Origin of the sequence: Janthinobacterium sp. SUN206 (genome assembly GCF_030587305.1) — a bacterium.
Classification (GTDB): domain Bacteria; phylum Pseudomonadota; class Gammaproteobacteria; order Burkholderiales; family Burkholderiaceae_D; genus Janthinobacterium; species Janthinobacterium kumbetense.
In genome coordinates, this window is record NZ_JAPWIB010000006.1 from 13,242 (window position 1) to 33,172 (window position 19,931).

The following is a 19,931-nucleotide window of genomic DNA, read 5'->3' on the forward strand; positions in this document are numbered from 1 at the left end:
GCGCCTCATTGAGGTGCCTTTTTTTCGTTGTGGGAATGGAAAAGGTCTTTAAAACAAGGCTTTTGCCCCGATTTGGGGTACTTACACGGTAATATAGTCGGCAGTTCTGTGTGCTTTTTTGAATACTGCACATAATTTAAGGATGTAACTATGGTTCCCCATCTCGTCACGGCCCTGACCGGACCGCTGCTCGACCTCGAAAAAAAGATTCTGGCCGCGACGCCGGCCATTGAGCGCTGGTTTCGCATGGAGTGGCAAGAGCACACGCCGCCCTTCTATTGCTCGGTAGACTTGCGTAATGCGGGCTACAAGCTGGCGCCCGTCGATACCAATCTGTTCCCTGGCGGTTTCCACAACCTGGCGACGGAAATGCTGCCCTTGTCCGTGCAGGCGGCCATGGCCGCCATCGACAAGTATTGCCCGGATGCCCGCAACCTGCTGATCGTGCCGGAATTGCACAACACCACGCCGCAATACCTGCAGAACGTGGCGCGCCTGATGCAGATATTCCGCCAGACGGGGCTGCACGTGCGCTTCGGCTCGTGGTCGCCCGACATCACCCAGCCGACACCGTTGGCGTTGCCAGATGGCAACATGCTCGTCATCGAGCCCCTCGTGCGCCTGAACAATGGCCGCCGCCTGGGCTTGAAGGATTTCGACCCGTGCACGATTCTGCTGAATAACGACTTGTCGGACGGCATTCCCGATATCTTGCAAAATATTCATGAGCAAAGCCTGCTGCCGCCCTTGCATGCGGGCTGGGCCTTGCGCCGCAAGAGCAACCACTACACGGCCTACGATGAAGTGGTGAAGAAATTCGGCAAGATGATCGATGTCGACCCGTGGATGCTCAACCCCTTCCACGCCAAGTGCAGCGACGTGAACTTCCAGGAAGGCGAGGGCGAAGATGCGCTGGCCGCCAGCGTCGACGTGCTGCTGGCCAAGATCCGCAAGAAATACAAGGAATACGGCATCAAGGAAAAGCCCTTCGTCATCGTCAAGCCCGATGCGGGCACGTATGGCACGGGCATCATGACGGTGCGCGACGCCAGCGAAGTGCGTGACCTGTCGCGCAAGCAGCGCGACAAGATGTCCATTGTCAAGGACGGCAAGGTTGTCACCGATGTCATCATCCAGGAAGGCGTGCCGACCTTTGAAAGCATCAAGGATGCCGTGGCCGAGCCGGTCGTGTACATGATCGACCGCTATGTGGTGGGCGGTTTCTACCGCGTGCACGCGGAAAAGGGCGTGGACCAGAACCTGAACGCGCCCGGCTCGCAGTACGTGCCGCTGGCATTTGCCCAGCAGCATGCCGTGCCGGACTTGAAGGCCAAGCCGGGCACGGCCGCGCCGAACCGCTTCTATGTGTATGGCGTGGTGGCGCGCCTGGCCTTGCTGGCCGCGTCGCTGGAAATGGAGCGCACGGACCCGAATCCCGAGGTGTATTGATCCATCCCTGTGGCTTGCCGGGCGCGGTGACTACCGCGCCCGGCGATCTCGGCTAGAATCAAGCATTCCTTATCCAGGCTCCCCGATTGGACGCACCATGAAAATTGCATTCCTTGCCGACCCGCTGGCAGGCTTCAAGACTTACAAAGATTCCACCTTCGCCATGATGCGCGAGGCGGCCAAACGCGGCCACGCCGTGTACGCCTTCGAACAGAAGGACATGGCGCTGGAAGAGGGCATCGTCACGGCACTGGTGAAACATATCGAGCTGACGGGCGACGAGCACGACTGGTACAAGGTCGTTTCCACCGAAGAAGTGCGCCTGTCGGCCCTGGACGCCATCATCGAGCGCAAGGACCCGCCGTTCGACATGGAGTACGTGTACGGTACGTATCTGCTGGAACTGGCGGAAAAGCAGGGCGCGCACGTCTTCAACAAGCCGTCCGCCATCCGCGACAACAATGAAAAGCTGGCCATTGCCCAGTTTTCCGAATTCACCTCGCCGACCCTGGTGACGTCGAACGAAGCGCGCCTGCGCGCTTTCCACGCCAAGCACCAGGACGTCATCTTCAAGCCGCTCGACGGCATGGGTGGCACGGGCATCTTCCGCGTCAAGGCCGATGGCCTGAACCTGGGCGCCATCATCGAGACCCTGAGCGAGAATGGCGCGCAGACCATCATGGCGCAGCGGTTTATTCCCGACATCGTCAAGGGCGACAAGCGCATCCTCGTCATCGGCGGCAAGCCGGTGCCGTTTTCGCTGGCGCGCATCCCGCAGGCGGGGGAAGTGCGGGGCAACCTGGCCGCCGGCGGCACGGGCGTGGCGCAGCCATTGACGGCGCGCGACCTGGAAATCGCGGAAAAGCTGGGCCCGATCCTGGCCGCGCGTGGCCTGATGCTGGTAGGATTGGACGTGATCGGCGACTATCTGACGGAAGTCAATGTCACCAGCCCGACTTGCTTCCAGGAAATCATGCAGCAGACGGGCTTTGACGTGGCGGCCATGTTTGTCGACGCCGTCGAGCATGGCGTTGCGCAAGCGCAGCAGCGCTAGAAGGTGAAATGACTATGGTAGGGATTTTGCTCATGACACATGCACCGCTGGGACAGGCCTTCATCGCCGCCTGCGCGCATGTGTTTCGGGGGCCAACGGAACGGTTTGAAGCCATCGACGTCGTCGCCGACCAGGACCTGGCGGAAGTGCAAAAGCTGGCGTCGGACGCCATCTGCCGCCTCGACGATGGCTCCGGCGTGCTGGTGATTACCGACGTGAAGGGCGGCACGCCGTCGAACTGCTGCAATAAACTGGCCGATGCGGGGCGCGTGGAAGTCATCGCCGGCATCAGCCTGCCGATGCTGCTGCGCGCCATCACGTATCGCCGCGACACGCTCGACGTGGTGGTGGAGATGGCGCTGGCCGGTGCGCAAAGCGGCGCCGTGCGCGTCGATAACCGCATCCGCGTGGGAGAATAAGGAAGTGCATGGCCGCCGCCCTGAAGGCGGCGGTTTTTATAGGCCAAGATTGTCATCAGCGTAGTGCATTCAGGGATAGAGACCATACAAAAATGATTCAAAGAGAACTCGAAATCATCAACAAGCTGGGATTGCACGCACGCGCCTCCGCCAAATTTACCCAGCTCGCCGCCAAGTTCAAGAGCGACGTCTGGCTGACCCGCAACGCGCGCCGCATCAACGCCAAGTCCATCATGGGCGTGATGATGCTGGCCGCCGGCAAGGGCGCAAAAGTGACCCTGGAAGCCGAGGGCGATGATGAGCAGGCATGTGTCGATGCGCTCACCGCCCTGATTAATGACAGGTTTGGCGAAGGCGAGTAATGCCCGCCGAACGCAGCCGCAGCCGCATTCCGACAGGTCACCCCATGGCATCTTTCACGCTCCACGGCATCCCGGTCTCCCGCGGCATCGCCATTGGCCGCGCGCATCTGCTGGCGCCGGCCGCCCTTGACGTCAAACACTACCTGGTCGCCCAGGAACAGATCGAAGCGGAAGTCCAGCGTTTGCAAAACGCCATCGCCGCCGTCCACAAGGAGCTGCAAACCCTGTGGAACGAGCTGCCGAAGGACGCCCCCACGGAACTGGGCGCGTTCATCGACGTGCATGCGCTGATCCTGTCGGACCCGATGATCGCCGAAGCGCCGCTCGACATCATCCGTTCGCGCCACTACAACGCCGAATGGGCGCTGTTGACGCAGATTGATGAATTATCGGCGCAGTTCGACGAAATCGAAGACCCGTATTTGCGCGAACGCAAGGCCGACATCCAGCAAGTGGCCGAACGCGTGCTGAAGGTCTTGCTGGGCACGGAACAGCTGCTGCCGAAAGCGCCCGCCGACGATGAATTGCTGGCGCAGATGATCGTCGTCGCCCACGATATCTCGCCGGCCGACATGCTGCAGTTCCGCGACCGCTCCTTCATCGGCTTCATCACCGACGTGGGCGGTCAGAACTCGCACACGGCCATCGTCGCGCGCAGCCTGGATATCCCGGCCGCCGTCGGCATGTCGCAGGCGTCGATGCTGATCGAGCAGGACGACTGGCTGATCATCGACGGCGACGCAGGCGTGGTGATCGCCAACCCCAGTCCCCTGGTGCTGGAACAGTACCGCGAGCGCCAAGTGGCCATGCAGCGCGCGCGCAAGAAGCTGGGCAAGCTGAAAAAGACGCCGGCCGTCACCAGGTGCGGCACGCCGATTACCCTGCTGGCGAATATCGAACTGCCCGAGGATTGCCCGTTCGCGCTGGAATCGGGCGCCAGCGGCGTGGGCCTGTTCCGCTCCGAATTCCTGTTCATGGGCCGCGCGCACAAGATTCCCACCGAGGACGAGCAGTTCGAGGCTTACCGCAACACGGTGCAATCGATGAAAGGGCGCGTGGTGACCATCCGCACGCTCGACATCGGCGCCGACAAGCCGCTCGACCAGTCCGACCATACGGCCTTGAATCCCGCCCTGGGCTTGCGCGCCATCCGTTACTGCCTGGCCGAGCCGCAGCTGTTCCTGACGCAGCTGCGCGCCATTTTGCGCGCTTCCGCCTTCGGCAAGGTGCGCATCTTGATTCCCATGCTGGCGCATGCGTTCGAGATCGACCAGTCGCTGGCCATGATCGCGCAAGCGAAGGCCAGCCTGCGCGAGGACGGCGTCAAGTTCGACGACGAGGTCGAAGTGGGCGCCATGATCGAGATTCCCGCCGCCGCGCTGGCCCTGCCCATGTTCGTCAAACGCATGGATTTCCTGTCGATCGGCACGAATGATTTGATTCAGTACACCTTGGCCATCGACCGCGTCGACTATGAAGTGGCGCATTTGTACAATCCGCTGCACCCGGCCGTGCTGCAACTGATCTCCATGACGATCGCCGCCGGCCACAAGGCGGGCATCGACGTGGCCGTCTGCGGCGAGATGGCGGGCGACGTGAAGCTCACGCGCTTGCTGCTGGGCATGGGGCTGCGCGAGTTTTCCATGCATCCGGCCCAGCTGTTGGCGGTCAAGCAAGAGATACTCAACAGCGATCTTGGCCTGATTGCGCCACAAATGCGCAAAATTATGCGTTCCATGGAACCAAATGTGATCGCGGAAGCTGTCCAGCAACTGCAGCTCATGTAAACTGTCACCTTATCAGCATCAGGACACCTCGCGCGCGGCAAGAGGTGTCCTGATGCTAAAGTTGCAGCACCTATCATCGCGGTGCTGCATCGACCATGGCCCGTGGGGCCGCCCCCCTTTTATAAACCGACACACATGTCATCCATTGGAATTGTTTCGCCGCAAACCATGTATTTTGCGCAACCCTTGCAGCTGCAAAGCGGAGCATCGCTGCAAGACTATATGTTGATGTATGAAACCTACGGCACCCTGAACGCCGACAAATCGAATGCGGTGCTGGTCTGCCACGCCCTGAACGCCTCGCACCACGTGGCCGGCGTCTACGCCGACGAGCCGAAAAGCACGGGCTGGTGGGACAATATGGTGGGACCGGGCAAGCCGCTCGACACCAACAAATTCTTCGTCATCGGCGTCAACAACCTGGGTTCCTGCTTCGGTTCGACGGGCCCCATGCACACCAATCCCGCCACCGGCAAGCCGTATGGCGCCTCCTTCCCCGTCGTCACGGTGGAAGACTGGGTCAGCGCGCAGGCGCGCCTGGCCGATGAACTGGGCATCACGCAGTTCGCCGCCGTGATGGGCGGCTCGCTGGGCGGCATGCAGGCGCTGGCGTGGAGCATCATGTTCCCCGAGCGCCTGCGCCACTGCGTGGTGATCGCCTCGACGGCCAAGCTGTCGGCGCAAAACATCGCTTTCAACGATGTGGCACGCCAGGCCATCCTGTCCGACCCCGATTACCATGGCGGCGACTTCTATGCCCACGGCGTGGTGCCGAAGAACGGCTTGCGCGTGGCGCGCATGGTGGGCCATATCACCTATCTGTCGAATGACGACATGGCCGAGAAATTCGGCCGCAAGCTGCGCGATGCGGCGCAGACGGGCGATTACAAGTTCGGCTTCGGCATCGACTTCGAGATCGAATCGTATTTGCGCTACCAGGGCGACAAATTCTCCGAATACTTCGACGCCAACACGTATCTGTTGATCACCAAGGCGCTCGATTATTTCGACCCGGCGCGCGCACACGGCGGCGACCTGGCCAAGGCCCTGTCGGGCACCAAGGCCAAGTTCTTCCTCGCCTCGTTTTCCACCGACTGGCGCTTCTCGCCCGAGCGCAGCCGCGAAATCGTCGAAGCGCTCGTCTGCAACCGCCGCCAGGTCACGTATGCGGAAATCGACGCGCCGCACGGCCACGACGCCTTCCTGCTGGAAGATGCGCGCTACATGAACATGGTGCGCGCCTACTATGGCCAGGTATGGAACGACATCGGGGCGGGCTTGCCCGCTCCTGCACAGCACACCGCCGTCCGCCAGGGCGCGAAGGAGACCGCATGACTTTTGACGAATTGAGCGCGCTGCGCCCCGACCTGGCCTTCATCGCCCACTGGGTGCCGGACAACGCGCATGTGCTGGACGTGGGCTGCGGCGACGGCGTGATGCTGCAGTACCTGCAAAGCGACAAGGAGTGCAGCGGTTACGGCATCGAGATCGCCGACGACAAGGTATTGGCCAGTACTTTGCGCGGCGTCAATGTGATCCAGCAGGACATGGAAAAAGGCCTGGCCGTCTTTGGCGACAACAGCTTCGATACGGTGCTGTGCCTGTCGTCCCTGCAGATGATGAAGCAGGTCGAGCCGCTGCTGCGCGACATCGTGCGCGTGGGCGCCGAAGCCATCGTCTCGTTCCCCAACTTCGCCTACTGGCCGCACCGCGTGGCATTGCTGAAAGGGCGCATGCCCGTGTCGAAATCGTTGCCCTACCAGTGGTACGACACGCCCAACGTGCGCTGCGCAACGATCAACGACTTCCGCGAACTGGCCGAGGAATGCGGCCTGGAAGTGATCGAATGCGTGGCCCTGGCCGAAGGCAAGATGGTTTCCGTGCTGCCAAACCTGCGCGGCGACCTGGCCGTCTTCCGCCTGCGTAAAAAAGCGGTGCATTGATGAGCACAATCCCGGCGCCAGGCTGGCGTTCCTATGCCAATGGCCGCATGCTGGCCGTGCTGGTGCTGGGCTTCAGTTCCGGCCTGCCCCTGTTCATCCTGCTGTACCTGCTGCAGGCATGGCTGGCCAAGTCGGGATTGAACGTCAAGGCGCTGGGGCTGTTCGCCCTGGTGCAGTTCCCGTATATCTGGAAATTCCTGTGGGCGCCCCTGATGGACCGCTACCGCATCCTGGGCCTGGGACGCCGGCGCGGCTGGATGGCCCTGACGCAGGTGGCGCTGTTCTTTTCCATCGGCGGCATGGGCATGCTCGATCCGCTCACGCAGATCGGCCTGATCGCGGCCGCTGCCGGCGGCGTGGCTTTTCTGTCTGCCAGCCAGGATATCGTCATCGACGCCTACCGGCGCGAAATCCTCAGCGATAACGAGCAGGGCCTGGGCGCCGCCGTCATCGTCAACGCGTACAAGGTGGCGGGCATGGTGCCGGGCGCGCTGTCGCTGATCCTGGCCGACCGCATGCCGTGGCAGCCCGTGTTCTGGATCACGGCCGCCTTCATGCTGCCGGGCCTCGTGTGCACTTTGTTGATCAGGGAGCCGACCGTGTATGGCTCGCCGCCGAAGACCATGCGCGAAGCGATCATCTTGCCATTCCAGGAATTCATCGCGCGTGATGGTTGGCGTAACGCAATGTGGATTCTCGCTTTCGTATTACTCTATAAAATCGGCGACAGCATGGCCACGGCGCTGGCGACGAAGTTTTACCTGGACCTGGGCTTTTCCATGACGCAGATCGGCCTGGCCGCCAACACCACGGGTTTCTGGGCCAGCCTGGCCGGCGGCGTGGTGGGCGGCGTGTGGATGCTCAAGCTGGGCATCAACCGGGGCCTGTGGGTGTTTGGCGCGCTGCAGGCGATTGCGATTCTGGGATTTGCCTGGCTGGCGCAGGTGGGGCCGAACACCATGCTATTGAGCGCCGTGATCGGTTTTGAAGCTTTCGCCAGCCTGGGCCTGGGTGCAGCCGCCTTTGTCGCGTTCCTGTCGCGCACCACGGACCCGCGCTACACGGCCACGCAATATGCGCTGTTTTCCAGCCTGAGCGCCGTGCCGCGCACCCTGATCAATGCCTCGGTGGGCTTCCTGGTCGCCGAGCTGGGCTGGTTCTCGTTTTTCATCGTGTGCTTCTTCCTGGCCTTCCCGGCCATGATGATGCTGCCTAAAATCGCTCCATGGAGGTCTGCCAATGGCACCAATATCCCTTAAACGTTACACCGTCCTGGCCAGCCTGTGCGCGGTCACGGCGCTGGCGCCCCTGTCCGTCTACGCCCAGCAGGCAACGGTACAGGATGGCATCAAGGTGCGTCCCTTGTCGACGTCGCGCATTTTTGCCGGCGGCACCGATTTCAATGCGGAATCGAAGCAGCAATATACGCAGTTGGTCAACGAAGCGAAGGAAAAAAACGCGCTGGTGCCGGACAGCGATCCGCAAGTGAAACGCCTGCGCGCCATCGCCCAGCGCATCATCCCGTTTGCCACGCGCTGGAACGATGCGGCGGCCAACTGGAACTGGCAGATCAACCTGCTCAACTCGGACGAGGTCAACGCCTTTTGCATGCCGGGCGGGCAAATCGCTTTTTACAGCGGGATCATCACCAAACTGAACCTGACCGACGATGAAGTGGCCGTCGTCATGGGCCATGAAATTTCGCACGCCTTGCGCGAACACTCGCAAGCGCAGGCTGGCAAGGGCAACCTGGCTGCCGTCGGCTCGAAGCTGGTGGGTGCCGGCCTGTCAGCCTGGCTCGGCGTCGACCCGAATCTGACCAGCACCGCCACGAACATGGCGGCCAAGGGCGTGATGCTGAAGTTTTCGCGCGACGATGAACGTGAAGCGGACCTGATCGGCATGGATCTGGCCGCGCGCGCCGGTTTCGATCCGCGCGCCGGCGTGGTGCTGTGGCAGAAGATGGCGGCCGTGAGCGCGGGCGCGCCGCCGGAATTCCTCTCGACTCACCCGTCGGGCAAGGACCGCATCTCGCAGATGAACAGCCACATGGCGCAAGTGCTGCCCCTGTACGCGCGCAGCAAGGGCGTCAGCGTGGACGCCCTGCCGCCATACCGCAGCAATGCCATCGCGCAGCGCTAGGATGTCTGTACGCAGTCCCGGCAACAAGCCGGCAGCGGCGCCGTTGCCCATGCGCGACGGCGTGGCGCCCAGTTACCTGTGGCTGCCGGAAGGGCAGTGGCCCGACATGCTGTCGTTTCTGCTGGAGCGCTATCCGCAGATCAGCGCCGCGCAATGGCGGGACCGCATGGCGCGCGGCGAAGTGGTGAACGGCGACGGTGCGGTGCTGGGCCCTGGCAGCGCCTACAAGCGCGGCATGCGCATTTTTTACTACCGCGAGCTGGAGCGGGAAACGCCGATCCCCTTCCAGGAAGAGATCCTGTTCCAGGATGAACACCTGGTGGTGGTCGACAAGCCGCACTTCCTGCCCATGACGCCGGCCGGACGCTTCGTGCAGGAGACCCTGCTGACGCGCCTGAAGAAAACCCTGGACTGCGCCGACCTGACGCCGATCCACCGCCTCGACCGCGAGACGGCTGGCGTGGTGATTTTTTCGCGCCAGGTGGCCAGTCGCGGCGCCTATCAATCGCTGTTCCAGCGCCGCGAAGTGCGCAAGACGTACGAGGCGCTGGCGCCGCGCCTCGATGGCCGCGATTTTCCATTTACCTACCGCAGCCGCATGGTCGAGGGTGAGCAGTTTTTCCTCATGCGCGAGGAAGCGGGCGAGCCGAACTCGGAAACCGTCATCGACGTGATCGAGCGGCGTGGCGAGTTGAATCTGTACCGGCTGCAGCCGCACACGGGGCGCAAGCATCAGCTGCGCGTGCACCTGGCGTCGCTGGGCATCCCCATCGTCAACGATGCGTTTTACCCGGTGGCCCTGCCGTGCAAGGAGGACGATATGTCGCAGCCCTTGCAGCTGCTGGCGCGCGCGATCGATTTCACGGACCCGTTGAGCGGCGCGCCGCGCCATTTTGAAAGCCGGCGCAGCCTGTAGCGGCGCTTACGCCTTGAGCGTGTAGTCGATGATCAGCGGCGCGTGGTCGGAGAAGCGCTCGTCCTTGTAGACGCTGACCGTATGCGCCTGGGCCGCGATGCCGGGCGTGGCGACGTGGTAGTCGATGCGCCAGCCCACGTTTTTCGCGTAGGCTTGTCCGCGGTTGCTCCACCACGTGTACTGGTCTTCGCGCTTGTCCAGGCCGCGGTGTACGTCGACAAAGCCCACTTCGTCGAAGACGCGCGTCAGCCAGGCGCGTTCTTCCGGCAGGAAGCCGGAATTTTTCTTGTTACCCTTCCAGTTCTTCAGGTCGATTTCGTGGTGGGCGATATTCCAGTCGCCGCAGATGACCACTTCGCGGCCCAGCGCCTTCAATTCCAGCAAATGCGGCAGGAACAGTTCCATGAAGCGGAACTTGGCTTCCTGGCGCTCCGGGCCGGACGAACCGGACGGGCAGTACACGGAAATGATGGACAGGTTGCCAAAATCACAGCGCACGTAGCGGCCTTCGGCGTCGAATTCAGGGCTGCCGAAGCCGATATGCACGGCGTCCGGTTCCACCTTGCTGTACACGCCCGTGCCGGAATAGCCCTTTTTCTCGGCGTAGTGGAAATGGCCATGATAGCCGTGCGGGTTGAGGAATTCCGGCGTCATGTCGGGCAGTTGCGCCTTCAATTCCTGCACGCAGATGAAATCGGCCGTCTGCGTGCCCATCCAGTTGAAAAAGCCTTTTTTGGCGGCGGAACGGATGCCGTTCAGGTTGGCGGAGATAATTTTTGGCATAGGTCTAGAGTGAAAGGGCGCTGGACGGGGCCGGCGGGCGCGGCATGGCGATTGTCTCGCCGGTGCGCGCGGATTAAAATACAGGCACTTTTAAAAAATGAGGCTAATGTGAATAATTTACGCCAGCAGTTTATCGCGTTTTCAGTATCCAAGGGAGTCTTGCGGTTTGGCGAGTTCACCACCAAGGCCGGACGCCAGTCGCCGTACTTCTTCAATGCGGGCCTGTTCCACGACGGCGCCACCCTGGCCGAGCTGGCGCAGTTCTACGCGCAGACCCTGCTCGATTCGGGCGTGGAATTCGACATGCTGTTCGGTCCCGCCTACAAGGGCATCACCCTGGCCTCGGCCACCGCCGTGGCGCTGGCTGGCAAGGGCCGCAACACTTCGTTCGCCTTCAACCGCAAGGAAGCCAAGGACCATGGCGAAGGCGGCACCATCGTCGGCGCCAAATTGCATGGCAAAGTTGTCATCATTGACGATGTGATCTCGGCCGGTACCTCGGTGCGCGAATCGGTGGACATGATCCGCGCCGCCGGCGCCGAGCCATGCGCCGTGCTGATCGCCCTGGACCGCATGGAGCGTTCGGGTCCCGATGGCCAGCTGTCGCCAAGTTCGGCGGTGCAGGAAGTGTCGAAACAGTACGGCATTCCAGTCATCTCGATCGGCAACCTGGACGACTTGTTCGGCTACTTGAATGGTGCGGGCGCCGATCCGGAGCTGTTGAAACATAAAGAGGCTGTTTCCGCCTACCGCACGCGCTACGGGATTTAAAGCGCCCATGGCGGCGTTGCAGCGCGTTGCCGCACTAGCGTGCTGTCTGCCGCGCTGCGCCTTGCCCTGAACACTTTAAATCGCACTACTTTCCAGCAGCGCCCGCAGCCGCGGGTCGCTGCAGGCGGCGCTGGCCTGCGGATGGCATTGCAATAACCGCCGCAGCAGCGCGCCGCCGATGCCGCGCCGGCGGAACGGCGGTTTCACGAACAGCATGTTCACCGTCACTTCGTTCGCGCACTTGCTGATGTCGAGCATGGCCACCTGCTGGCCGTCGATCCACGCGCACAGCGCGCTGTCCCCTTGCCAGTCTATCTGCATCATCACGCCAGCCATGGTTTGAGCGCCGCATGCAAACCCAGGGCGAACAGGCCGATAAAAAAGCATCGCTTGAATACCGGCTGCGCGATGCGCCCGCGCAGCCATTGACCGGCCAGCATGCCGGCCAGCGCCGGCAGCAGCGCATACGCCGACGCGCCGGCCGCACCGAGACTGAAGTCGCCGTGAAGGGCTAGGCTGGCCGCCAGCGCCACGGTCGACGCCGTAAACGCCAGGCCCAGCGCCTGCACCAGCGCATCGCGCGCCAGCCCCAGTCCCTGCAGATACGGCACGGCGGGGATGACGAAGACACCCGTGGCGGCCGTCACCAGTCCCGTTACCGCGCCTGCCACGGGCCCCAGCCACGCTTCGTGCCGCGTCGGCACGCGCAGCTGCAGCGAGAACAGGCCCGCCAGCGCATACAGCATCAGCGCCACGCCCAGCGCGACGATGGCCCAGGCGCCGCTGTCGGCCGGCAGCAGGGCGCCGCCGGCCAGCGTGCCCGCCATGACGGCGGTCAGCATGGGCCACAAGCGCCGCAGCAGCGCCCGCAGGCCGGGGCCGGCCGCCAGTTGCCAGACATTCGTCACCATCGATGGCACGATCAGCAGGGCGGCCGCCTGCACGGGCGGCATGATGAGGCTGAGCGTGCCCATGGCCACCGTCGGCAGCCCCAGGCCGACTACGCCCTTGACGAAGCCAGCGACGAGGAAGCTGGCGCCAACGGCCAGCAGAAATGACGTCTCCATCTTTTTCATCCCACAGTGATTTTGCGTGGATTCTGCGCGCGCTTGCGGATTTCGCCAAGGTGGATTATTTTGAGTCAGCCTTAGTGAAAGACGAAGGCTGATAAGATGGCGAAAAGGAGAGCCGCCATGCGCTTTGATCTGGTCGATTTGCAGCTGTTTGTCAACGTGGTGGAGGCGGGCAGCCTGACGGCGGGCGCCGCGCGCAGTCACCTGGCGCTGGCCTCAAGCAGTGCGCGCGTGCGCGGCATGGAAGAGATGCTGGGCATGCCCTTGCTGCTGCGCGGGCGGCGCGGCGTGGAGCCGACCCCCGTGGGCCAGACCTTGCTGCATCACGCGCGCCTCGTTTTACTGCAAATGGAGAAAATGCGCGGCGAGCTTGGAGAGTTTGCGCGCGGCTTGAAAGGGCAGTTGCGGCTGCTGTGCAATACGGCGGCGCTCAGCGAATTTTTGCCTGAGGCGCTGGGCGCTTTTCTCGACCGCCATCCGAACCTGACCATCGACCTGGAAGAGCGCCTCAGTTACGATATCGTCAAGGCTGTCTCGGAAGGGTTGGCCGATATGGGCATCGTGTCCGACTCGGTCGACATGCGCGGCTTGCAGACGTTTTTGTTTCGCCCCGACCGCCTGGTGGTCATCGCCGCGGCCGACGGCGTGCACCACCGCGCGCTGGGCCAGGATGGTGTCGTCGCGTTTTCCACGCTGCTGGATCACGATTTCATCGGCCTGGCCGATGACAGCGCGATGCAGCAGTATCTGGGCATGCATGCGGCGCGCCTGGGCCGCCCGTTGAAGGTGCGCGTGCGCCTGCGCAGCTTCGATGCCGTGTGCCGCATGGTGGCCAGCGGCGTGGGCATCAGCGTGGTGCCGCTGGCGGCTGCCAGCCGCTGCCAGCAGACGATGGCACTGCGCTGCCTGGAATTATCCGATCCCTGGTCGGTACGCAATCTGACGATTTGCGTGCGCCAGTTCAGTGAATTACCCCTGTATGCGCGCCAGTTGATCGATCATCTGAAGGCGTGACAGGGCATGACAGGAGCAGCGATGCGTTTTTCAGAAGACAAGATGGCCAGCCTGCGGTGCAGCGACCAGGTCGAGCGGCCCATCCACATCTGGCAGCCGCCAGGGCCACAACAGCCACGTGCCGTGATCCTGGCGATCCACGGCGGCATGGCGCATGCGGGCGATTACGTCACGCCGGCGCTGTACTTCCGCCAGCACGGCATCGCCACCGTCAGCTTCGACATGGTGGGCCACGATGGCCAGCGCAAGGTCGATATCCCATCGTTCAAGGCTTTTCTCGACGACGAAGAGCTGTTCCTCGCCTGGGTCAAGCAGGCGTATCCAGGCGTGCCGGTTTTCGTCATGGGCCACTCCATGGGTGGCTTGATCGCCACGCATCTGGGGCTGCGGCGTTTTGCGGGCGACCCGGCCATCAAGGGTTTTGTCATCTCATCGCCGTATTACGTGAATGCGATTCCCGTGCCGAAGGTGCTGCAGATGCTGTCGGGCTGGCTGGCGCAGCGCTTCCCCACGATGAAGGTACCGCTGGGGAACCTGACCATGCTGCTCACGCACGACCAGACCATCACCGCGCGCCATTTCCAGGATGAGCGCGACGGCATCCGCGCCAGTGCCGCCTCGGTGCGTTTCGCCCATGCCTTGACGTCGGCGCAAAAGGAATTGGCGGGAGGCTTGTCGGGCTGGCGTTTCCCCCTGTTTGCCGTGGTGGCCGGTGACGACAAGCTGGCCGACAGCCGCGCCACGGAGAGCATGCTGCGCAGCGTGCCCGATGGCTTGCTCGACTATCACTACTATCCGGCCAATTATCACGAGAATTTCAATGAACTGAACCGCGAGGAGATCTTCGCCGCCATTCTGGCGTGGATGGAAAAACAACTGGCACCCGCGCCGCGTGAGGCGCAGGTATCGTTATAATCAGGTCAATGGATTTTACCGCCGCATGCCGGCCCGGTCCCCGCGGCGCAGGGGAATACTGAAGGAACGAACGATGCGCTTGCTGATTGCCCTGATATTCCCGTGGCTGACCTTTTTCACGATCGGCCGTCCGATCGCCGGCATCATTTGCCTGATCCTGCAAATCACCTTGATCGGCTGGCTGCCAGCGACGATCTGGGCCGTATATGCGTTGAGCCAGTTCAAGACGGACCAGAAGATCGCCGAGGCCATGCGCCGGCGTTGATGGTTTCCTAAGTCCTGCCTAAGCTGCGCTTCCTATCTTGATTCAACCGACACGAGGAGAGTGAGATGGCATCAAACAGACGCGGTACCCTGGGCCTGGCGGTGGCAGTGCTGGCCGCCGGGCTGTTGCTGGGAAGTGCGGCGCAGGCGCAAACGGATAACGCGCTGCCGCCCGTGCAGAAGAGCGGGGCGGTGGAATACCTGAGCGGCGGCATCGGCCTCGACGAGTCGACGGCCATCAAGAGCGCCAGCCGGCATTGGCCATTGAGCCTGGTGTTTTCCGTGCAGGCGGCAGGCAAGGCGGAATTTGCCTCCGACGTGAAGCTGCAGATCAGCGATGCCAAGGGGATGTCGGTGCTGGAAACGACGGCCAGCGGACCGTTCCTGCTGGCGAAACTGCCGCCGGGCAGCTACCGCTTGCGCGCCACCCTGGCCGGCAAGACGTTGGAACGCAAGGTGCAGGTCAAGGCGGGCAGCTCCGCGCGCGTGGAGCTGGTCTGGCCGGCGGAAACGAATCAGGGCCGGCCTTGATGCCGGGCGATGGCAAGGCGCCCGAGCGGGGCGTGCCGGCGCGCGGTTTGTCTGCCCATATCCTGCCCACGTCGGCGACGATGGTCGGCGTATGCATGACGGTGCTGTCGATCGGCCACCTGGCGCCGCGCGGCGAGGTGCGCGTGGCGATCGACAAGCTGCTGGCCGTCGATGCCATCGTCTTTCTCGTCAGCGCCGTGCTTTCGTTCATGTCGCTGCGCCCCGGCCAGTCGCGCTTGCGCTACGAATGGTGGGGCGAACTGCTGTTCATTTGCGGCCTGGCCCTGCTGGCGCTGGGCGCCGTGGTGCTGGCCTTCGTCATCAACTGACCTTGAGTACGCGCCCTTCGGTGGCGCTTTGCAGCGCCAGTTCGATCAGACGTATCGTCGCCGCCGCATCTTCGGCTGCCACGGGCGCCGGTGCGCCGTGGCGGATGGCGTCGGCCATGCCCTGGTAAAAGTCCTGGTAGCGGCCCGCTTGCATCTCGAGGTGTTCGAAATGGCCGTCCGGCTGCGTGCCCAGGTGCAGGGCGCCGCGCACGGGATCCACGCCCCAGCCGGGTTGGTCCGGCCTGCCGCCTGCCTTCAGGGCGTCTTCCTGCGGGTCGAGGCCAAACTTCACAAAACTGCCTTTGTCGCCATGCACGGCGAAGCGCGCCGTCGGCGCCTTTACCAGGCAACCCGCTTGCAGCACCACGCGCAGCCGGTCGTAGTACAGCACAAGGTGCATATAATCTACAGCCTGCGCGCCGTCGCGCTGCAGGGCGATATCGGCGTACAGTTTTTCCGGCTGACCGAACAGCTGCATGGCCTGGTCCAGCATGTGCGGACCCAGGTCGTACAGCAAGCCGCCGCCCGGTGCGCCAGACTCGCGCCAGCGCTGGCGGATCTCGGGACGGAAGCGGTCGAAATGCGACTCGACGCTGGCGATGCGCCCCAGGGTACCCTGCGCCAGCAGCGTTTTGAGGGTCAGGAAGTCGCCATCCCAGCGCCGGTTGTGATACACGCTGAGCACCAGCTTGCGCTCTTTGGCCAGCGCGATCAGGCTCTGTGCTTCAAAGCTGGAAATGGTAAAGGGCTTGTCCACCACCACGTGCTTGCCCGCCTGCAGGGCCGCTTGCGCCAGGCTGAAATGCGCCTCATTGGGCGCGGCGATGACGACCAGTTCGATGGACGGATCGGCAAACAGCTGCGCGGGCTCGGCATACACGGTCGCGTGCGGCCAATCCTTGTGCACGAGCTCCGGTTTGCTGGAAGCGACGGCGGCCAGCTCCAGGGCCTCGATGGCGGACAGCACGGGAGCGTGGAAGGTAGAGCCGGCAAAGCCGTAGCCGACCAGGCCGGTTTTGATCTTGTTCATGGCGTATTCACAGGTGCGTGGAAGAATCCATGATCATACTGCAAGCGGGCGGCGCATAAAAAAAGGACGCCGCAGCGTCCTTTTGCATGCCTCTCGCGAAGATTACCCCGCCAGTTTGGCCTTCAGCAGTTCCGTCAGCTGGGCCGGGTTGGCCTTGCCCTTGGACGCTTTCATGGCCTGGCCGATCAGCGCGTTAATCGCCGCTTCCTTGCCGGCGCGGTACTGTTCCACCGACTTGGCGTTCGCCGCCAGCACTTCATCGACGATGGCTTCCAGGGCGCCCGAGTCCGAGATCTGCTTCAGGCCCTTGGCGTCGATGATGGTGTCGACCAGATTTTCGTCGTCCGACTTCGCTTCCCACATGCCGGCAAAGACTTCCTTTGCCGCCTTGTTCGAGATCGTGCCGTCGGCGATGCGCTTGAGCATGGCGGCCAGCTGCGCGGCGGAGACGGGGGCGTCGTCCAGGTCCACGCCTTCGCGGTTCAGGGTCGACGACACGTCGCCCATCAGCCAGTTGGCGGCGGCCTTGGCGTTTTCCTTGCCAGCCTTGTCGACCACGGCGACGAAGTAGGTGGCCATGGCTTTCGATTGCGTCAGCACCAGCGCGTCGTATTCCGGCAGCGCGTATTCGCTGATGAAGCGGGCGCGCATGGCGGCCGGCAGTTCCGGCATCGAGGCCTTGACCGTGTCGATCCACGCTTGCGAGATGACCAGCGGCGGCAGGTCAGGGTCAGGGAAGTAGCGGTAATCCTGCGCGTCTTCCTTGCTGCGCATTTCGCGCGTTTCCTTGCGGTCCGGATCGTACAAACGCGTCGCTTGCACGACCTTGCCGCCTTCTTCGATCAGTTCGATCTGGCGGCGCACTTCCACGTGCACGGCTTCCTCGATGAAGCGGAAGGAGTTCAGGTTCTTGATTTCGCAGCGGGTACCGAATTCCTTCTGGCCGACGGGGCGCACGGAGACGTTGACGTCGCAGCGGAACGAGCCTTCCTGCATGTTGCCGTCGCAAACGCCCAGCCACATGACCAGCGAGTGCAGGGCCTTGGCATAGGCCACGGCTTCGGCGGCGCTGCGGATTTCCGGTTCCGAGACGATTTCCAGCAGCGGCGTGCCGGCGCGGTTCAAGTCGATGCCGCTCATGCCCGCGTAGTCTTCATGCAGCGATTTGCCCGCGTCTTCTTCCAGGTGGGCGCGCGTCAGGTTGACCGTCTTGGTGACGAATTCGCCATCCTTTTCATAGCCGAAGGTCAGGGCGCCACCGATGACGACGGGGTCCTCGAATTGGCTGATCTGGTAACCCTTGGGCGAATCGGGATAAAAATAGTTTTTGCGCGCGAAGACCGAGTGCGGCGCGACGGTGGCGCCGACGGCCAGGCCGAAGCGGATGGCGCGGTCGACGGCTTGCTTGTTCATCACCGGCAGCACGCCTGGCAGCGCCAGGTCGACGGGGCTCGCTTGCGTGTTGGCTTCGGCGCCGTACTTGATCGGCGAACCGCTGAAAATTTTGGATTCGGTCGTGAGCTGAACGTGGTTCTCAAGACCGATGACGACTTCCCATTGCATAGTGTTCTCGCTTATTTTTTGGTGGCGCCGCCTGGGCGGCGCGAATTATTTCTTAAATGCCTGCCGGGCTGCGCGTATGCCAGTCCGTCACTTGCTGGAACTGGTGGGCGATATTGAGCAGCCTGGCTTCGCCAAAGTAATTGCCGATGATTTGCAGGCCGACGGGGCGCTTGGCGTTCTTTTCGCCCTCGCCGAAACCACACGGGATCGACATGCCGGGCAGGCCGGCCAGGCTGGTCGACAGGGTGTAGATGTCGGCCAGGTAGTTCGCCACCGGGTCGTCCGTCTTGTCGCCCAGGTCCCAGGCGACGGTCGGCGCGACGGGGCCCATGATGACGTCGCAGACGGCGTTCGGGCCATTGAGCACGGCGTCGAAATCCTGCGCGATCAGGCGGCGGATCTTTTGCGCCTTCAGGTAATAGGCGTCGTAGTAGCCGTGGCACAGCACATAGGTGCCGACCATGATGCGGCGCTGTACTTCGGGTCCGAAGCCCTGTGCGCGCGACTTCTTGTACATGTCCTGCAAGTCTTTGTACTCGGTAGCGCGGTGGCCGTAGCGCACGCCGTCGTAGCGCGACAGGTTCGACGACGCTTCGGCCGGCGCGATCATGTAATAGGCGGGAATCGACAGGGCGGTGTTCGGCAGCGAGATGTCGACCAGGGTGGCGCCCAGCTTTTCATACTGCGCCAGCGCGTCGCGCACGGCCGCTTCCACGTCCTTGGCCAGGCCTTCGCCGAAGTACTCGCGTGGCACGCCGATGCGCAAGCCCGTCAATGGCTGGCCCAGTTCACGCGAAAAATCTTCCGCTACGCCGCCCTGTTCCGGCGACAGGCTGGTCGAGTCGCGCTCGTCGAAGCCGGCCATGGCGCTCAAGAGCAGGGCGCAGTCTTCGGCCGAGCGGGCCATCGGGCCGCCCTGGTCCAGCGACGAGGCAAAGGCGATCATGCCGAAGCGCGAGACGCGGCCATACGTGGGCTTGATGCCGGTGATGCCGCAAAACGCGGCTGGCTGGCGGATCGAGCCGCCCGTGTCGGTGCCGGTGGCGGCCGGCGTCAGGCCAGCCGCCACGGCGGCGGCCGAGCCGCCGGACGAGCCGCCTGGTACGGCCGTCTTGTCCCACGGGTTTTGCACGGCGCCGAAGGCCGAGTTCTCATTGCCGGAGCCCATGGCGAATTCATCGCAATTGACCTTGCCCAGAGTGACCATGCCGGCGGCCTGGAATTTTTCCACCACGGTAGCGTCAAACGGGCTGGCGTAGTCGGCCAGCATTTTCGAGCCGGCCGTCGTGCGCCAGCCTTTCGTGACGAACAAATCCTTGTGCGCGATCGGCACGCCCGTCAAGGGCGTGGCCGTGCCGGCGGCGATGCGCGCGTCGGCCTCGGCAGCTTGCGCCAGGGTCAGGGCACGGTCGACGTGCAGGAAGGCGTTCGAGGTGTCCGCTTCGATGCGGTCGAGGAAATGCGTCGCCAGTGCAACGGCGGAAATTTCCTTGTTCTGCAAAAGCGTGGACAGCTGTTTGATGGATTTTGTATGCATGGCGTTTCTATTTTGATATTCGGCAAAAAGGCGGGAACAGCGCTATGGC

Annotated in this window: 22 protein-coding genes; 16 read left to right on the forward strand and 6 right to left on the reverse strand. The window is 63.1% G+C overall.

Annotated features, from left to right (window positions below; genetic code table 11):
- Positions 1-150 precede the first annotated feature (150 nt).
- The 10 genes from gshA (at position 151) to O3300_RS26080 (ending at position 10,072) form a co-directional block, all read left to right on the forward strand.
- Positions 151-1,449, forward strand: coding sequence for a glutamate--cysteine ligase (gene gshA / locus O3300_RS26035; RefSeq protein ID WP_077399358.1), 1,299 nt, complete (start codon positions 151-153; stop codon positions 1,447-1,449).
- A 97-nt stretch (positions 1,450-1,546) separates the two neighbouring features.
- Entirely contained in the window at positions 1,547-2,503 is a 957-nt protein-coding gene (gshB, locus tag O3300_RS26040; protein ID WP_305054534.1) for a glutathione synthase, read from the forward strand.
- 14 nt (positions 2,504-2,517) lie between these two features.
- A complete protein-coding gene (locus O3300_RS26045; RefSeq protein WP_035824452.1) occupies positions 2,518-2,922 on the forward strand; it encodes a PTS sugar transporter subunit IIA in 405 nt (134 codons plus the stop codon).
- Positions 2,923-3,014: 92 nt separating this feature from the next.
- On the forward strand, positions 3,015-3,284 hold the full coding sequence (locus O3300_RS26050) for an HPr family phosphocarrier protein (RefSeq protein ID WP_034749416.1): 270 nt from the start codon (positions 3,015-3,017) through the stop codon (positions 3,282-3,284).
- 44 nt (positions 3,285-3,328) lie between these two features.
- A complete protein-coding gene (gene ptsP / locus O3300_RS26055; RefSeq protein WP_289919765.1) occupies positions 3,329-5,071 on the forward strand; it encodes a phosphoenolpyruvate--protein phosphotransferase in 1,743 nt (580 codons plus the stop codon).
- A 135-nt stretch (positions 5,072-5,206) separates the two neighbouring features.
- Entirely contained in the window at positions 5,207-6,406 is a 1,200-nt protein-coding gene (locus O3300_RS26060; protein WP_099665556.1) for a homoserine O-acetyltransferase, read from the forward strand.
- Positions 6,403-7,014: a methionine biosynthesis protein MetW gene (metW, locus tag O3300_RS26065; RefSeq protein WP_099665555.1), complete on the forward strand. Its 612-nt coding sequence runs from the start codon at positions 6,403-6,405 to the stop codon at positions 7,012-7,014. The genes O3300_RS26060 and metW overlap by 4 nt, the downstream gene beginning before the upstream one ends.
- Positions 7,014-8,273 carry an AmpG family muropeptide MFS transporter gene (locus O3300_RS26070; protein ID WP_305054535.1) on the forward strand — a complete coding sequence of 420 codons (1,260 nt, stop codon included), beginning with the start codon at positions 7,014-7,016 and terminating at the stop codon, positions 8,271-8,273. The genes metW and O3300_RS26070 overlap by 1 nt, the downstream gene beginning before the upstream one ends.
- Complete coding sequence (locus tag O3300_RS26075; RefSeq protein WP_077399370.1) at positions 8,254-9,156, forward strand: M48 family metallopeptidase; 903 nt, start codon at positions 8,254-8,256, stop codon at positions 9,154-9,156. Before O3300_RS26070 ends, O3300_RS26075 begins: the two co-directional genes overlap by 20 nt.
- A gap of 1 nt (position 9,157) precedes the next feature.
- Complete coding sequence (locus O3300_RS26080; RefSeq protein ID WP_305054536.1) at positions 9,158-10,072, forward strand: pseudouridine synthase; 915 nt, start codon at positions 9,158-9,160, stop codon at positions 10,070-10,072.
- Positions 10,073-10,078: 6 nt separating this feature from the next.
- Here O3300_RS26080 and O3300_RS26085 read toward each other — a convergent pair whose 3' ends face one another.
- The gene (locus tag O3300_RS26085) at positions 10,079-10,855 is read right to left on the reverse strand and encodes an exodeoxyribonuclease III (RefSeq protein ID WP_305054537.1); all 777 of its coding nucleotides are present in this window, start codon (positions 10,853-10,855) and stop codon (positions 10,079-10,081) included.
- 108 nt (positions 10,856-10,963) lie between these two features.
- On the opposite strand from O3300_RS26085, the gene pyrE reads away from it, so the two are divergent.
- Positions 10,964-11,626: an orotate phosphoribosyltransferase gene (gene pyrE, locus O3300_RS26090; protein WP_035824465.1), complete on the forward strand. Its 663-nt coding sequence runs from the start codon at positions 10,964-10,966 to the stop codon at positions 11,624-11,626.
- Positions 11,627-11,701: 75 nt separating this feature from the next.
- Here the strand turns inward: pyrE and O3300_RS26095 are convergent, their stop codons facing one another.
- Positions 11,702-11,950: a GNAT family N-acetyltransferase gene (locus O3300_RS26095; RefSeq protein WP_180278629.1), complete on the reverse strand. Its 249-nt coding sequence runs from the start codon at positions 11,948-11,950 to the stop codon at positions 11,702-11,704.
- Positions 11,950-12,693 (reverse strand): sulfite exporter TauE/SafE family protein, encoded by a 744-nt coding sequence (locus tag O3300_RS26100; RefSeq protein ID WP_305054538.1) that lies wholly within the window; start codon positions 12,691-12,693, stop codon positions 11,950-11,952. The genes O3300_RS26095 and O3300_RS26100 overlap by 1 nt, the downstream gene beginning before the upstream one ends.
- A gap of 126 nt (positions 12,694-12,819) precedes the next feature.
- Here O3300_RS26100 and O3300_RS26105 point away from each other — a divergent pair, with 126 nt between their 5' ends.
- From O3300_RS26105 to O3300_RS26125, 5 genes are all read left to right on the forward strand, one after another.
- Complete coding sequence (locus tag O3300_RS26105) at positions 12,820-13,713, forward strand: LysR substrate-binding domain-containing protein (RefSeq protein ID WP_070222806.1); 894 nt, start codon at positions 12,820-12,822, stop codon at positions 13,711-13,713.
- A 21-nt stretch (positions 13,714-13,734) separates the two neighbouring features.
- Positions 13,735-14,628 carry an alpha/beta fold hydrolase gene (locus tag O3300_RS26110; RefSeq protein WP_305054539.1) on the forward strand — a complete coding sequence of 298 codons (894 nt, stop codon included), beginning with the start codon at positions 13,735-13,737 and terminating at the stop codon, positions 14,626-14,628.
- Between the two features lie 73 nt (positions 14,629-14,701).
- A complete protein-coding gene (locus tag O3300_RS26115) occupies positions 14,702-14,893 on the forward strand; it encodes a YqaE/Pmp3 family membrane protein (RefSeq protein WP_077399393.1) in 192 nt (63 codons plus the stop codon).
- Between the two features lie 65 nt (positions 14,894-14,958).
- A complete protein-coding gene (locus O3300_RS26120) occupies positions 14,959-15,423 on the forward strand; it encodes a carboxypeptidase regulatory-like domain-containing protein (protein WP_305054540.1) in 465 nt (154 codons plus the stop codon).
- Positions 15,423-15,752, forward strand: coding sequence for a hypothetical protein (locus tag O3300_RS26125; protein ID WP_099668255.1), 330 nt, complete (start codon positions 15,423-15,425; stop codon positions 15,750-15,752). Before O3300_RS26120 ends, O3300_RS26125 begins: the two co-directional genes overlap by 1 nt.
- Here the strand turns inward: O3300_RS26125 and O3300_RS26130 are convergent.
- From O3300_RS26130 to gatA, 3 genes are all read right to left on the reverse strand, one after another.
- Complete coding sequence (locus O3300_RS26130) at positions 15,745-16,782, reverse strand: oxidoreductase (protein ID WP_305054541.1); 1,038 nt, start codon at positions 16,780-16,782, stop codon at positions 15,745-15,747. The genes O3300_RS26125 and O3300_RS26130 overlap by 8 nt on opposite strands.
- Before the next feature lie 102 nt (positions 16,783-16,884).
- The gene (gene gatB, locus O3300_RS26135; RefSeq protein WP_257219060.1) at positions 16,885-18,360 is read right to left on the reverse strand and encodes an Asp-tRNA(Asn)/Glu-tRNA(Gln) amidotransferase subunit GatB; all 1,476 of its coding nucleotides are present in this window, start codon (positions 18,358-18,360) and stop codon (positions 16,885-16,887) included.
- 37 nt (positions 18,361-18,397) lie between these two features.
- Positions 18,398-19,882 carry an Asp-tRNA(Asn)/Glu-tRNA(Gln) amidotransferase subunit GatA gene (gene gatA, locus O3300_RS26140; RefSeq protein ID WP_305054542.1) on the reverse strand — a complete coding sequence of 495 codons (1,485 nt, stop codon included), beginning with the start codon at positions 19,880-19,882 and terminating at the stop codon, positions 18,398-18,400.
- Between the last annotated feature and the right edge of the window lie 49 nt (positions 19,883-19,931).

Bases quoted from the DNA above. Each gene is read 5' to 3' on its own strand.
- O3300_RS26080 (WP_305054536.1), top strand. From the start codon at position 9,158: ATGTCTGTACGCAGTCCCGGCAACAAGCCGGCAGCGGCGCCGTTGCCC.
- O3300_RS26045 (WP_035824452.1), top strand. From the start codon at position 2,518: ATGGTAGGGATTTTGCTCATGACACATGCACCGCTGGGACAGGCCTTC.
- O3300_RS26095 (WP_180278629.1), bottom strand. From the start codon at position 11,950: ATGATGCAGATAGACTGGCAAGGGGACAGCGCGCTGTGCGCGTGGATC.
- O3300_RS26125 (WP_099668255.1), top strand. From the start codon at position 15,423: ATGCCGGGCGATGGCAAGGCGCCCGAGCGGGGCGTGCCGGCGCGCGGT.
- O3300_RS26130 (WP_305054541.1), bottom strand. From the start codon at position 16,782: ATGAACAAGATCAAAACCGGCCTGGTCGGCTACGGCTTTGCCGGCTCT.
- ptsP (WP_289919765.1), top strand. From the start codon at position 3,329: ATGGCATCTTTCACGCTCCACGGCATCCCGGTCTCCCGCGGCATCGCC.
- metW (WP_099665555.1), top strand. From the start codon at position 6,403: ATGACTTTTGACGAATTGAGCGCGCTGCGCCCCGACCTGGCCTTCATC.
- O3300_RS26075 (WP_077399370.1), top strand. From the start codon at position 8,254: ATGGCACCAATATCCCTTAAACGTTACACCGTCCTGGCCAGCCTGTGC.
- O3300_RS26115 (WP_077399393.1), top strand. From the start codon at position 14,702: ATGCGCTTGCTGATTGCCCTGATATTCCCGTGGCTGACCTTTTTCACG.
- O3300_RS26085 (WP_305054537.1), bottom strand. From the start codon at position 10,855: ATGCCAAAAATTATCTCCGCCAACCTGAACGGCATCCGTTCCGCCGCC.
- O3300_RS26070 (WP_305054535.1), top strand. From the start codon at position 7,014: ATGAGCACAATCCCGGCGCCAGGCTGGCGTTCCTATGCCAATGGCCGC.
- O3300_RS26100 (WP_305054538.1), bottom strand. From the start codon at position 12,693: ATGGAGACGTCATTTCTGCTGGCCGTTGGCGCCAGCTTCCTCGTCGCT.
- gshA (WP_077399358.1), top strand. From the start codon at position 151: ATGGTTCCCCATCTCGTCACGGCCCTGACCGGACCGCTGCTCGACCTC.
- O3300_RS26060 (WP_099665556.1), top strand. From the start codon at position 5,207: ATGTCATCCATTGGAATTGTTTCGCCGCAAACCATGTATTTTGCGCAA.
- O3300_RS26110 (WP_305054539.1), top strand. From the start codon at position 13,735: ATGCGTTTTTCAGAAGACAAGATGGCCAGCCTGCGGTGCAGCGACCAG.
- gatA (WP_305054542.1), bottom strand. From the start codon at position 19,882: ATGCATACAAAATCCATCAAACAGCTGTCCACGCTTTTGCAGAACAAG.
- O3300_RS26120 (WP_305054540.1), top strand. From the start codon at position 14,959: ATGGCATCAAACAGACGCGGTACCCTGGGCCTGGCGGTGGCAGTGCTG.
- O3300_RS26105 (WP_070222806.1), top strand. From the start codon at position 12,820: ATGCGCTTTGATCTGGTCGATTTGCAGCTGTTTGTCAACGTGGTGGAG.
- O3300_RS26050 (WP_034749416.1), top strand. From the start codon at position 3,015: ATGATTCAAAGAGAACTCGAAATCATCAACAAGCTGGGATTGCACGCA.
- gshB (WP_305054534.1), top strand. From the start codon at position 1,547: ATGAAAATTGCATTCCTTGCCGACCCGCTGGCAGGCTTCAAGACTTAC.